The following is a 12,744-nucleotide window of genomic DNA, read 5'->3' as shown; positions in this document are numbered from 1 at the left end:
GGGCCATGCCGTCCGTCTTCACCATGATCATCAACCGCGACCTGCCGGGCCGATTCGTCTACGAGGACGACGACGTCGTCGCGTTCCTGACCATCGAGCCCATGACGCAGGGCCACACCCTGGTCGTGCCCCGGGCCGAGGTGGACAACTGGCAGGACCTGGACCCCGAACTGTTCAACAAGGTGATGGCGGTGTCGCAGAAGATCGGCCGCGCCGTGTGCTCGGCCTTCGACACCGAGCGCGCCGGCGTCATCATCGCCGGACTCGAGGTGCCGCACCTGCACGTGCACGTGTTCCCGGCCCGCAACCTGTCCGACTTCGGGTTCGCCAACGTCGACCGCAACCCGTCGCCGGAATCACTCGACGAGGCTCAGGCCAAGATCATCGCTGCCCTCGCCACCGTCGGCTGATTCGGCTGATTCGGCGCCGTCGGCTGAGTCGGCCGCATCGCCGATACGTGGCAGGCGCACCGTGAATCGGCAGCCCTGGCCCGGCGCGGTGGTCACCGTGACGACGCCGCCGTGCGCCCGCACCAGCGAGTCGACGATCGACAGTCCCAGGCCCGTGCCGCCGCTGGTCCGGGTCCGTGAGGAGTCGGTGCGGTAGAAGCGTTCGAAGATGCGGTGGGCGTCCTCGGCCGACAGGCCAGGGCCCTGATCGCAGACCTCGAGCACCGCGTCGCCGTCGACGGTGCCGACGCGCACCGTGATGCCGCCGGTCTCCGGCGTGTGCTGTACGGCGTTCATCATCAGGTTGCCCAGCACCTGGCGCAGCCGCGCTTCGTCGCCGAGGACCTCCGGCGTGCCGGGCCCGTCCAACAACTCCAGCGACACGGCCCGCCGCGGTGCGATGGACCGCGCGTCGTGCACCGCGTCGGTCGCCAGGATCAGCAGGTCGACGGGCCGCTGCTCCAGTGGCCGCTGTTGGTCCAGCCGCGCGAGGAGCAGCAGATCCTCGACCAGCAGACCCATGCGCCGGGCCTCGCTCTCGATGCGGCTCATCAGCATCTCGACGTCGCTGGCGGCGCCCTGCCGGTACAGCTCGGCGAATCCGCGGATGGTGGTCAGCGGCGTCCGCAGCTCGTGGCTGGCGTCGGTGATGAAACGCCGCATCCGTTCCTCGGACGTGCGCGCGGTCTCCGCCGATTGCTCCGACGACGCCACCGCGTTCTGAATCTGCGCGAGCATTCCGTTGAGCGCCAACGACAATCGCCCGACCTCGGTGCGTGAGTCGCGCTCGGGAACACGGCGGTCGAGCTGCCCCGCCGCGATGTCGGCCGCTGTCCGCTCCACCTCGACGAGGGGTCGCAGACTGCGGTGCACCGCGACGTACCCGGCGATACCCAGGATCAACAGCACGGCGGCACCGATGCCGACCTGAGACCACGCCAGTGCCCGCACTGTCGACGCCACGTCGGAGAGGTCGATCGCGACCGTCGTCAACTCCCCGGCCGGGCCGCGCACCGTCATGGCCCGCCATTTCACGTCGGAGTGGTGGATCGAGCCGACCGTCGTCGGGACGGGCCCGACGTCATTGCTGTCCGGCAGCGCCGGTTGCGCGTCGTTGTCGTTGACGGCGATCCACACCCGCCCGTCCGGGTCGATGCCGCGGACATAGAAGTTCGACGGCGGCCGCGCCGGGTTCGGGCCTTCGATGGGCGTGGCCGGGATGCGCCGCGGTTCCTGTGCCCAGCTGCGCGAGGCATCCAGCAGCGTCTCGTCGACGCGGTTGATCAGGCTGTGCTGCATGATCGAGGTGACGGCGAGGCCGGAGGCCAGCAGACCACAGGCCGCCAGCAACACCATCGCGGCGACCAGCCCCACCCGCAGCGGAATGCCGCGCGTACCGCGCCATCTCCCATCACTGCGCTCGCCCAGTCGGCGTGTCATCACTCCATTGTTGGCGATGCCCGCCCAAAAGTGTCTCAGCGCGGCTCGCGCAGGACGTAGCCCACACCCCGCAGGGTGTGCAGCAGGCGCTTCTCGCCGGTGTCGATCTTGCGGCGCAGGTACGACACATAGGACTCGACGACGTTCACGTCACCACCGAAGTCGTAGCGCCACACGTGGTCGAGGATCTTCGGCTTCGACAGCACCGTGCCCGCGTTGATGATGAAGTAGCGCAGCAGCGTGAACTCGGTGGGCGACAGCGAAACCGGTTCGCCGGCCTTCCACACCTCGTGGGTGTCCTCGTCGAGCTCGATGTCGGCGAACGTCAGCCGGGCACTGCGCGGCTCTTCGACACCACGGCCGGTGCGGCGCAGGATCACCCGCAACCGGGCCACCACCTCTTCGAGGCTGAACGGCTTGGTGACGTAGTCGTCGCCGCCGAGCGTCAGGCCGGCCACCTTGTCCTGCAGGCTGTCGCGGGCGGTGAGGAAGAGGGCGGGCGCATCGATGCCGTCGGCGCGCATCCGGCGCAGCACACCGAACCCGTCCATGCCGGGCATCATGACGTCGAGGATCACCGCGTCGGGTTTGACCTCGCGGGCCTTGTCGAGTGCGGCGGGGCCATTGGAGGCGGAGTGCACCTCGAAGCCCTGGAACTTCAGGCTGACCGACAGCAGCTCGACGATGTTCGTCTCGTCGTCGACTACCAGGATCCGCGCTTCGGGGGTCGCCTCAGGAACTGCAGCCATGGCCATGCAGCCATGGTCCTCGCAGGCCTTAAATCCTCCCTGCCTGGTGGCTGTGAAGATACTGTGAGTCACGCGGCCATTTGCCAGACCTCCCGCACCAGGGCACATCAGATGTGACCGGCGCCATACACTTGGCCGATGGATCTGGGTAAAGCCCTGTCAGACCTGGCCGCGGCGCCGATCAAGATCGCCAGCGTCGGCCTCGAGATCGCCGGCGACACCGTCACCGCCGTTCAGCGCGGCCTCAACGGCGGCGGGCCGGCCATCGTCGCCCCGTCCATGAGCCGCATCTTCGGCTTCGACGACGCGCTGAGCCGGGCCGGCCGCCTCACCCGACTGATCGACGACGACGCTCCGCTCGGCCGGGCGCTCGCCCCGGGCGGCGTCCTCGACCGGTTGCTCCGCCCAGGCGGCCTGGTCGATCAGATCAGCCAGGACGGCGGCCTCCTCGACCGCCTGACCGCCGAGGGCGGCGCCGTGACACGGGCTTTGGCACCCGGCGGCGTCATCGACCGGCTGACGCTCGACGGCGGCCTGCTCGACCAGTTGACGTCCGACGACGGCGCGTTGTCCCGCGTGCTCGCCCCGGGCGGCTTCGCCGAACAGGTGCTCGCCCCCGACGGTGTCGTGGACCGGGTGCTCAGTGAGGACGGCATCGCCGCCCGCCTGATCGCCAAGGACGGACCGGCCGACCGCGTCCTCGCCGACGGCGGTGTGGTGGACCGGCTGCTGAGTTCGGGCGGCATCGTCGACCGGCTGCTCGAACCGGGTGGGCCGGCCGACCGCGTCCTCGCCGACGGCGGCGTCGTCGACCGCGTGTTGTCCACCGACGGCATCCTCGACAGGGTGCTCGCCCCGGGTGGGGTGGCCGACCGTGGGCTCGCCGAAGGCGGCGTCGTGGACCAGGTGCTCGCCGACGGCGGCATCGTGGACCGCGTCCTGCGGCCGGAGGGCATCGCCGATCGGTTGGTCGGCGAAGGTGGCATCGCCGATCGCCTGTTGGCCGACAACGGCGTCGTCGACCGCGTGCTGCGCGCCGACGGCATCGCCGACCGCCTCCTCGGCGACGGCGGGCCCGTCGACAAGATGCTCTCCGACGGCGGCCTCGTGGACCGCCTGCTCAGCGAGGGCGGTATCGCCGAACGGCTGCTCGACGAGGGCGGCGCGATCGACGTCCTCACCGCACCCGACGGTGCCCTGATGAAGTTGAACGACGTCGTCGACAACCTCAACCAGCTGGCCCCCGTACTCGCCGGGCTGGCTCCGACCGTCGACAAGCTGTACGACGCGGTGCTGGTGCTCAACGACGCGGTGAATCCGCTGAGCAACATCGCCGGGCGCATCCCACTGAGCCGCCAACGCGGCAAGCGCGCCGCCAAGGCCGCGGCCGCGCGGCAAGCCGTCGAACAGAATGGGCAGGACCAGCCGGGATCCAGCCAGTGACGCTGACGGGTTAGGATTCTGGGCGGTTCGGGCATGCTCGAACCGCATGCCTCCTTAGCTCAGTGGTAGAGCATCTGTCTTGTAAACAGAAGGTCGTCAGTTCAATCCTGACAGGGGGCTCAGATAGCCGTAGCCGCTTGTCGGTGGCCCGTCGTAGTGTCCGCGCATGAGGTCATGCCGTGGTTGTGGCACTCCACTCGTGAGGCGCAGTCAGAAGATCTACTGCAGTAACGCATGCCAGGCATTGGCCCGCAGCGACGCCAGCACGAAACGTTGGCTTGAAACGGGCGTCGGGCGAATCGACAGCCATCAAGGTCATTACATCCGGGATTATCTTCTCGGCGCTCAATCCGGCTGCTGCGCGATCTGCGGTGGAGACACAACCTGGCAGGACCTGCCGCTGGCGTTGGTCCTGGACCACATCGACGGCGACCCGACGAACAACCGTCGCGAGAACCTGCGGCTGATCTGCCCGAACTGCGACTCCCAGTTGCCGACGTACAAGAGCCGCAACCGCGGCAACGGCCGCCACTTCCGGCGCGAGCGGTACGCCAACGGCCAGTCGTACTAACGCAAAACGACGCGACCCTCGTACCTGCCTACTGCCGCGTGAAGCGACCTACCCAGGCCAGCACGAGGGTCATGATGAGCAGCATCGGCGCACCGATCTGCACCACCTCCAACTGGTGGGGGCTGACGACGGTGAGAGCTCCCAAGATCACCGCGACAACGACGACGACAAGGCGCACCGCCAGCAGTGGCCCGCTCTTCAGCGCCGAGGCCAAGGTCCGGCGCCCGACGGTGACAACGAGCTTTCCCAGCGCGGCGCCGAGACCGACAGTCGCCACAGCGATACCGATCCGTGGTCCCATACCCAGCGTGTTACCCGGAGCTGCTGTGACGAGCAGCAGCCACAGGAGGAACAACACTCCGGCAGTGCACCACCGCAGCCACCGGGCCATCGCGAGTGCGATGTTGCTGCGCGCCAAACCGCCGAGGGCCGGGTCCAGCGTGCCGGCGCCGAGGAAACCCCGCAGCGCACCCAACAGCCGGCCCCGCGACATCCGGTTGACCGCCAGGTTGTGTGTCGCTACCGCGTGATCGGGTTGCAGCTGCAGCGCGGCAGTGTATTCCGCATCGGACTCGGCGGTTCGCGACATCTTCCGAAAGATGTTCCCTCGTAGGACAAACAGCGAAGGATCTGAGGGTTCCAGCCGGATCGCCTCGGTGGCCTCGGCCAGTGCGGCATCCAGCCAGCCTTCGTCCGACAGGATCTGGGCGTACACCAGGTGGGTCCGGTACCCGTTCGGATCGACGCAGACGGCCCGCCATGCCATCCACTTCGCCTCGTTGAGTCGGCCCTGCCCTCGAAGTGCCAACGCGTACAAGCGAAGCGCGTGCTCGTCATCAGGGGTTGATTTCAGTGCCGCATAGAGCCGGCGCTCGGCACCGATGTAGTCGCCGAGCCCGACGGCGGCCTGGGCATCGAGGGTCAACAGCACCGGGTCATCCGGCGCCGTCGAAAGCGCGGCGGCCAGCACCTCGCGGGCGCGCTGATGGTTGTCGACGTCGAGGTACAGCCGCGCCCGCTGCAGCGCGGCCTCGACACTTTCGGCGGTCACCGAATCTTGTTGCGACGCAGGTACTTCGCCAGCTCGTCGTAGGTACCGTCCCGATTGCCGAATTCGACGACATTGCGGGCCGTATCGAACCAGGGACCGGTAGACGGGCGGACCTGTCGCAGCGCCGCCTCCACATCGGACATCCGCACCGGCCGCACCTGGCCGGTGTGCAGCGAGTCCGCCATCGCCAATTGCGTTGCGGTGTCACAGACATGAGCCAGATCCGCGCCGGAGAATCCTGCCGTCCGGGCCGCCAATGCGGACAGGTCGATTCCCTCGATCGGGCGATCCTGCAGATGCAGCCGCCCGATGCTGGCCCGGGCCTCGGTGTCAGGCAGACCGACGAAGACCATCCGGTCGAAACGTCCCGGTCGGCGCAGCGCCGCATCGACATCCCACGGCGCGTTGGTGGCGCCCAGGATGTACACACCGTCGTTGCTGGCCGATGCCGAATCCAGTTCCTCCAGAAGCGTGTTGACGATGGTCCGGATGCCGGACGTACCGCTCAACGCGGACCGGCGGTGGCCCAGTGCGTCGACCTCGTCGAAGAACAGCACACAGGGCGCGTTGCGCCGCGCAGTGTCGAAGACCGAGCGGATGCTGCGCTCGCTCTCACCGAACCATCGGTGCAACACGTCCGCGATGCCGACCTGATAGAAGTTCGCGCCCAACTCGCCCGACACCGCCTTGGCGATGAACGACTTCCCGCACCCGGGCGGTCCGTAGAGCAGCAGACCGCCGCGCGCCGACATCTTGTAGGCCTTCATCAACTCGGGGTTGCGCAGCGGCCCGAGCAGCGAGAGCTCGAGTTGTTTCTTGACAGCGTCCATGCCACCGACGTCGGCGAGCCGGACTTCGCTGCGGGTAACCGCCTCGAAGTCGTCCTCACCCACTGCCTGAGCGGGTTCGTCGACGAACGCCGGCTTGATGATGTCGGATACCTGGTCCTCCGCCGCTTCCCAGTCGAACGATGGCTTTGGTTGCGGTGCAACAGATTCCGGCGGTGGTGCCGGGGCAGCAAGCGCCGCGGTGCATTGCTGCAACAAGCCCTGCGCCGTGGTGTCGGTCGGGTCGGCGGCCAGCACCGCACCGCAGTGCGTCAACGCCTCGGCGTGCCGGCCCCGTTCCGCCAGCAGTCCTGCCAGGTGCAGGCGCAGAGCCAGTGCGTCCGGACTCTGCTCGACCGCTTGCAACAACTGCGCGATCACCGGATCGTCGGTCACCTTCATCCCCCTCGCCCCACGCTGACCTCAATCCTAGGTCGGCGGTTCCTGCACATGCCCGGTGATGCGGCGGGCATCACTTCAGCCGGTGACCGGCGAGGACCGCCAACCAATGCTCGCCGGCGATCGCGAGGGCGACCGTGACCAACAACGCCACCACCACCGGCCACCAGCGGGCCGACCGCCGCCACCATCGGCCGCCCGGCCGAAAGTCCCTCACGCCGACTCCCCTCTGAACGCGTTCGCAAGGTGTAGTCGGCGGACCGACGGCCAACCGAACGTCGCCCGGCCGTGATCTGGCACACGGCACCGCGCAAATGCTGGCGGTTCACACCTGGGACCTACGATTCTGTTGTGACACTGCGTGATCGCGTCGCCTCCGCGCGGCGGCGAATTCTCGGTGACCGGCCGTCCACCGCCGACACCGCGGGACTGCCCGTCATCGCACCGGCACAGCCCGTCGACCTGAGCGACGAGCGCGCCGTCACCGAAGTGGTCGAGCTGGCGATGAACGTCGGCGAGGTGCTGCTGGACTCCGGTACCGGTGCCATCGACACCAGTAAGCAGATCGCGTTCGTCGCCGCCACCTACGGGCTGCCGGACTGCGCCGTCGACGTCACCTACAACGCCATCCACGTCTCGGCCCGCCGCGGTCCGGGACTGCCGCCGACCAACTACATGCGCACGGTGAAGTACCGCTCGCTGGACTACACCCGGCTCGAGCAGGTGGACACGCTGCTGCGGCAGATCGGCCGCGGACACCTCGGCCTCAAGCCCGCCCGCGCGGCCTTGGACCACATTGTCGCCGCCGACCATCCGTATTCACGCAAGGTCGCGCTGTCGGGTTGGGCGCTGATGGCAGCCGCGGTGACGCTCATGCTCGGCGGCAGCCCGACGCTCGCCGTCGTCTCGTTCGTCACCACCGCCGCGATCTACGGAACCAACGTCTCTCTCGGCAAGCTCGGGCTGCCCTACTTCTTCCAGCAGGTCATGGGCGGTTTCATGGCGACGGTCCCGGCCGCGTTCATCTACAAGCTGGCCATCGAGCACAGCGCCGTCGTCGCGCCGTACCGCATCATCGTGTCCGGCATCATCGTGCTCATGGCCGGGCTGTCGCTCGTCGGTTCGGTGCAGGACGCCATCACGGGTGCGCCCGTCACAGCGGCCGGCCGGTTCATCGAGGTGATGGTCTACACCGCAGGCCTGGTCGGCGGCGTGGGCATCGCGCTGCGACTGACCAGCACCCTCGGCGCGAGCCTGCCGCCGATGCAGCAGGAGGTGCTCCCCTATGCGCCGCTGCCGATCATGGTGCTCACCGGCGGCCTGGCGTCAGCGGCCTTCGCGCTCGCCAGCTACGCGTCGCTGAAGGCGCTCACCACCTCGTTCGCGTCGGGCGCGGTCGGCGCGGGTCTGGTCGGGTCGATCCTGAACGCGGGGCTCGGCCCGATCGTGGCCTCCGCGGTCGCCGCCACCGTCGTCGGCCTGGCCGGCGGCCTGCTGGCGCGGCGCGCCGTCGTCCCGCCGATCATCGTCGCCGTCGCCGGCATCACTCCGCTGGTGCCCGGTCTCGCCGTCTACCGCGGGCTGTCCGAGATCATGGCCGGCCAGACCCTGGCGGCCATCTCCAATCTGTTCACCGCCGTCATGGTCGGTTGCACGCTGGCCGCCGGGGTGACCCTCGGCGAATGGGTGGCGCGCACCATGCGGCGTCCGCGTCTTCCCCGCCGACTGCTCGGCTCGCGCGTAGCGTAGGGCGCCATGTCCGAGACCGGAATCTGGATTGCCTGGGGACTGCCCACCCCGGGACGGGAACTGCAGGCCCTCGCGGCGCTGCGCGACGCCCGCGGCTACCTGCAGGCCCTCGTCGACGACGGCCGGATCGAAGGCTTCGACGTCACGGTGCTGCGTCCGCAGACTACCGAGCTGGGCGGGTTCATCCACATCAAGGGCACCCGCGTCCAGATCGACATCCTGCGCCGCACTGGGGATTTCGAGCGCTGGGCCACCGGAATCCAGCTGATCGCCGACCGGGTGGCCTTCGTCGACAGCTGGGTCGATCGCGGCATCGACCACGCCATCGAGTTGTACGAAGACGCACTCCGCGAGGCCGGGCTGCTTCGCTGACGGTGTCGAAACCGAAACAACCGTCCAAAAGTCTCCCGCGGTTCGGGCCGATGTTGTTCCATTAGTTAATTAGCTGGAACAGCAGGGAGACACGATGAGCGCCGCACGCTACGTCGGCCGGGTCGGAAGGCTCGCCGTCGCACTCGGCATCGGAACCGCGATCGCATCGGGCCAGGGCGTCGCATGGGCCGACCAGACTGAATCAGGAACGCCCGCCGGCCCGGCGGCCACGTCCACGACAGGCGAGAACGCCGGCGCGTCCGGCACTTCGGGCAGCCCCACCAAGCCGCGTCGCGACAAGCCCCGGCCCAAGAAGGGCGACGACAAGGCAGAGACACCGGCCGCGGGCAGCACCGGCGACAGCTCGTCCGCCCCCAAGGCCGATCCCAAAGCTGACCCTGAGACCGAGACCACGCCTGACCCCAAGACCGACAAACCCACCAAGGCACCGGCCAAGGGCCGTGAGCGCACGAACAAGCCGAAGAACGACAACCCGAGCGACACCGCGACGGTCCCGAAAACCCCGAAACGTCCACAGCTGACTCCGGACAAGCCCGCCGCCAAGCCGCTGGCCGCCCAGCAGACCGCGGCGCCCAAGCCGGTCAGCGTGGCGGCCGTCGCACCCACGGTCATGAAGGTCACCACCAGTGCGGTCACGGCGTCGCCGAGCCCGGTGTCGGCGACGACGAACCTGCTCACCCCCAACGTCACCGCACCCACGGTCAAGCCGACCAACCCGGTGGCCGCCGTGATGAAAGCCGTGTCCGGCGCGCTGAATTGGGCGTTCAATCCGTTCGGCAGCCCGGCCCAGCCGACGCTGGCGTGGACCGTGCTGGCGTTCGCGCGCAAAGAGATCGACAACCTCCTGACAGCGATCAAGCCGCAGAACGTCGTCAGCGCACTCACCACCACCGGCCAGGTGCTGAGCAATCCCATGGCCGCGCTCACCACGGTCATGAACCCGCGGCCGGCCTGGCCCACACCGGGTCAACAGCTCAGTCCCTCGACGAGTTTCGTCGACTGGGTGACGGGCAACTTCGCGCCCAACGACACCTACAACCGGTTCGGCGTCTGGGGCACCGACGTCGGCACCGCGTGGGACAACGGCATCGCCGACGATCCCAGCACCCCGATCAACGAGCACCAGGTGCTGATGGCGTTCGGCGACACCTTCAGCGGCCCCAACATGACCGGGAACTGGCTCAACAACATCCTGTTCCGCTCGTCGGATGCCAACCTCGCCGACGGCATCTCGATCCCGGCCGGTCAGTGGTTCAACGGCAACATGTTCGGCGGTACGCCGCTGTCGTCGCCGACGACAGCACGCCAGATCATCCTGCCCGCCAAACTCCCGGCGGGTCTACCGTCCGGGGTGACGCTGATCCCGACCTCCGGCATCTCGGTGCCGACACCGGGCACCCAGTTCGGCGCCACCCAGTACCTGAGCTTCATGTCGGTCAAGCAGTGGGGCGCGCCCGGGCAGTGGACGACGAATTACTCGGCCATGGCCTACTCGACCGACAACGGCGAGAACTGGACCATCGCACCGCAGAGCGTCCGCCAGAACTGGGGCGGCAACGCCAATTTCCAACAGGCGGCCCTGGTTCGTCCGGGGGACGGCTACGTCTACTCGTATGGCACCCCGAACGGCCGCGGCGGAGCGGCCTACATCTCGCGAGTGGCCGAAGCCGACATCCTCGACGTGTCGAAGTACGAGTACTACAACAAGGGCAGCGCAGGCGGCTGGTTCGGCATCGGTGCGATCAAACAGGGCTGGTACAAGGACCCGTCGAAGGCCGGCGTGGTGTTCGGCAGGGACACCGGCGCGTGTGGCATCGGCAAGCCGGGCAACCAGGTCAGCGAGATGTCGGTGCAGTACAACCCGACGCTCGGCAAGTACGTGACGCTCTACGCCGACCAGTTCAACAACGTCGTGCTGCGCACCGCCGACGCCCCACAGGGCACGTGGTCGGCGGCCACCGTGCTGATACCGCAACAGAACGGCGGCATCTACGCGCCCATGATGCAACCCTGGTCGCCGTCGACCCTGGGCACGGGTACCGACTTGTACTGGAACCTGTCACTGTGGAGTGAGTACAACGTCATGCTGATGAAGACCGATCTGACGAAGCTGTAGCCATGATTCGCACGACCGTCGCGATGGCCGCAGTCGCCCTGGCGACCGCGGTCGCGCCCCTCTGCGCGGCTGATCCCGTTGCGCCACAACAGGATCAGCCGTGTCCGCCGACGGCGGACGAAGCCACCACCATGCCGACGACGCCGGCGCCCAGGTCGGGCGCCAACACCCCGCTGCAGTGCCACGAAGGGCGCTGGCAGCCCGTCGCACTACCCGCGGAACCCAGCGACCGTTGGTGGAGCACCGGCCCCGTCATCGCCCTGCACGGTCAGGGCATGCGTAATCCAAACCTGATGTCCGGCAAGTGGAGTGGCACGCCGCTCGGTCCTGGGAACCGATGCCATGTCGAGCAGCGCGCGGTGATCAGCGCCGGTGTGGTCAGCGCGCCCGTGGCGACCGACGGCGGACCGGACCAAACGCTGCACTTCGACGTGGCGCCCACCGCGTCCTCGGTCGAGTTCTCCGGCTATTGCCTCTGGACGCGGCTCGGCTGAGTCGTCAGCGCCGGCCGTTCCGGTAGGCCGTGGGCGTCGTGCCGAACCACCGCTTGCACGACCGCGTGAGCACGCTCTGTTCGGCATAGCCGAGATTCCGGCAGAGCTGGTCGAGGGTCAGCTCGGTATCGAGCAGTAACCGCTGCGCGGTCTCGCGGCGGATCTGATCGACCAGGTCACCGAACGTCGCGCCCTCGGCCGACAGGCGTCGCTGCAGCGTCTTCGGGTGCAGGCCGACATGCCGGGCGATGTCCTGCAGCCCCACGGCTCCACCCGGCAGCAACTGACGGACCAGGGTGCGGACCAATTGCGTTGTGGCAGGCTCAGATTCACCGATGGTGTTCATGAGGTAGTCCATGGCCGTCTGATGCGCGATGCGGTCGGTGGGCAACGGCCGCTCCAGGTCGGCGGCGCGCAGCGTGAAGCCGGCGACCGGTTCACCGAACGACGGCGGGCAGCCGAAGTAGGACTGGTACTCGCCGGCCGGGGTGCGCGCCGAATGCGGCAGGTGCACCGCGAGCGGGCGGTAGTCCGGACCCAGGAAAAGTCGCAGCACCTGCAGCGTGACACCGAGCGACAACTCGATGGCCTGCGCCTGCGGCGGTGCCGGGTCCAGGAGGTACTCGAACTCGAAGCGGCGCAGGTCGGTTCCGGCGGGGACGGTGATCCGGGCACTGATCGCGGGGCTGTAGGCGGCCATGAACTTGTCGAAGATGACGAACGCATCGGCGACCGTTTCGGCGTTGCGGGCCGCCAGCCCGACGGGTCCGAGGATGTCGATGTTCTGGCGCAATGCAAGTCGACGTCCGAAATCGGGAGTGCGCAGTGCGACCGCCGCGGCCTCGAGCGCCAGGGCGCCGCTGGGCAGGGAGATGAACCGATCGTGACGGCCGATGTCCGCGCTCGCGATATGCGCCGCGGCCAGCAGCGCGTCACCGTCGCCGCCGAGTTCAGCAACCAACTCGGGAAAGCACGTGAGCGCCGTACCCCGGATCATCGCCATGTCTCTAACTGTCAAAAATTTGTCGCGAAATGTCAAGACACAAACCGGTATGGTGCAGCA

Annotated in this window: 13 protein-coding genes and 1 tRNA gene; 8 read left to right on the top strand and 6 right to left on the bottom strand. The window is 68.2% G+C overall.

From position 1 onward, the window contains the following. Nucleotides 1-5 precede the first annotated feature (5 nt). Complete coding sequence (locus ACJH6J_RS14680) at nucleotides 6-410, top strand: HIT family protein (protein WP_212808180.1); 405 nt, start codon at nucleotides 6-8, stop codon at nucleotides 408-410. Here the strand turns inward: ACJH6J_RS14680 and ACJH6J_RS14675 are convergent. After that, a complete protein-coding gene (locus tag ACJH6J_RS14675) occupies nucleotides 357-1,889 on the bottom strand; it encodes a cell wall metabolism sensor histidine kinase WalK (RefSeq protein WP_212808179.1) in 1,533 nt (510 codons plus the stop codon). The genes ACJH6J_RS14680 and ACJH6J_RS14675 overlap by 54 nt on opposite strands. 35 nt (nucleotides 1,890-1,924) lie before the next feature. Then, entirely contained in the window at nucleotides 1,925-2,644 is a 720-nt protein-coding gene (locus ACJH6J_RS14670; RefSeq protein ID WP_020098732.1) for a response regulator transcription factor, read from the bottom strand. Between the two features lie 132 nt (nucleotides 2,645-2,776). On the opposite strand from ACJH6J_RS14670, the gene ACJH6J_RS14665 reads away from it, so the two are divergent. The 3 genes from ACJH6J_RS14665 to ACJH6J_RS14655 all read left to right on the top strand — a co-directional run bounded on the left by ACJH6J_RS14665 (nucleotide 2,777) and on the right by ACJH6J_RS14655 (nucleotide 4,652). Beyond that, the gene (locus ACJH6J_RS14665; protein ID WP_406804132.1) at nucleotides 2,777-4,081 is read left to right on the top strand and encodes a hypothetical protein; all 1,305 of its coding nucleotides are present in this window, start codon (nucleotides 2,777-2,779) and stop codon (nucleotides 4,079-4,081) included. A gap of 48 nt (nucleotides 4,082-4,129) precedes the next feature. Further along, a tRNA-Thr gene (locus ACJH6J_RS14660) sits at nucleotides 4,130-4,201 on the top strand. Between the two features lie 46 nt (nucleotides 4,202-4,247). After that, entirely contained in the window at nucleotides 4,248-4,652 is a 405-nt protein-coding gene (locus tag ACJH6J_RS14655; RefSeq protein ID WP_406804131.1) for an HNH endonuclease, read from the top strand. Between the two features lie 28 nt (nucleotides 4,653-4,680). Here ACJH6J_RS14655 and ACJH6J_RS14650 read toward each other — a convergent pair whose 3' ends face one another. The 3 genes from ACJH6J_RS14650 to ACJH6J_RS14640 form a co-directional block, all read right to left on the bottom strand. Further along, nucleotides 4,681-5,703 carry a hypothetical protein gene (locus ACJH6J_RS14650; protein ID WP_406804130.1) on the bottom strand — a complete coding sequence of 341 codons (1,023 nt, stop codon included), beginning with the start codon at nucleotides 5,701-5,703 and terminating at the stop codon, nucleotides 4,681-4,683. Next, nucleotides 5,700-6,926: an AAA family ATPase gene (locus tag ACJH6J_RS14645; protein WP_406804129.1), complete on the bottom strand. Its 1,227-nt coding sequence runs from the start codon at nucleotides 6,924-6,926 to the stop codon at nucleotides 5,700-5,702. Before ACJH6J_RS14645 ends, ACJH6J_RS14650 begins: the two co-directional genes overlap by 4 nt. 76 nt (nucleotides 6,927-7,002) lie before the next feature. Then, nucleotides 7,003-7,146 carry a hypothetical protein gene (locus tag ACJH6J_RS14640; protein WP_212808174.1) on the bottom strand — a complete coding sequence of 48 codons (144 nt, stop codon included), beginning with the start codon at nucleotides 7,144-7,146 and terminating at the stop codon, nucleotides 7,003-7,005. 134 nt (nucleotides 7,147-7,280) lie between these two features. Between ACJH6J_RS14640 and ACJH6J_RS14635 the strand changes: the two genes are divergently transcribed. From ACJH6J_RS14635 to ACJH6J_RS14620, 4 genes are all read left to right on the top strand, one after another. Continuing rightward, complete coding sequence (locus ACJH6J_RS14635) at nucleotides 7,281-8,678, top strand: threonine/serine exporter ThrE family protein (RefSeq protein ID WP_406804128.1); 1,398 nt, start codon at nucleotides 7,281-7,283, stop codon at nucleotides 8,676-8,678. 6 nt (nucleotides 8,679-8,684) lie between these two features. After that, entirely contained in the window at nucleotides 8,685-9,050 is a 366-nt protein-coding gene (locus ACJH6J_RS14630; protein ID WP_406802296.1) for a hypothetical protein, read from the top strand. 94 nt (nucleotides 9,051-9,144) lie between these two features. Next, entirely contained in the window at nucleotides 9,145-11,187 is a 2,043-nt protein-coding gene (locus tag ACJH6J_RS14625; RefSeq protein ID WP_406804127.1) for a DUF4185 domain-containing protein, read from the top strand. 2 nt (nucleotides 11,188-11,189) lie between these two features. Beyond that, the gene (locus ACJH6J_RS14620; protein ID WP_212808170.1) at nucleotides 11,190-11,681 is read left to right on the top strand and encodes a hypothetical protein; all 492 of its coding nucleotides are present in this window, start codon (nucleotides 11,190-11,192) and stop codon (nucleotides 11,679-11,681) included. Nucleotides 11,682-11,685: 4 nt separating this feature from the next. Here ACJH6J_RS14620 and ACJH6J_RS14615 read toward each other — a convergent pair whose 3' ends face one another. Then, nucleotides 11,686-12,684, bottom strand: a complete 999-nt coding sequence (locus ACJH6J_RS14615; protein ID WP_212808169.1) for an AraC family transcriptional regulator — start codon at nucleotides 12,682-12,684, stop codon at nucleotides 11,686-11,688. Between the last annotated feature and the right edge of the window lie 60 nt (nucleotides 12,685-12,744).

This window comes from Mycobacterium sp. SMC-18 (assembly GCF_045310895.1).
Lineage (GTDB): Bacteria > Actinomycetota > Actinomycetes > Mycobacteriales > Mycobacteriaceae > Mycobacterium.
The sequence above is the reverse complement of the archived record's forward strand: the minus strand, read 5'-3'. Positions and strand labels throughout refer to the sequence as shown.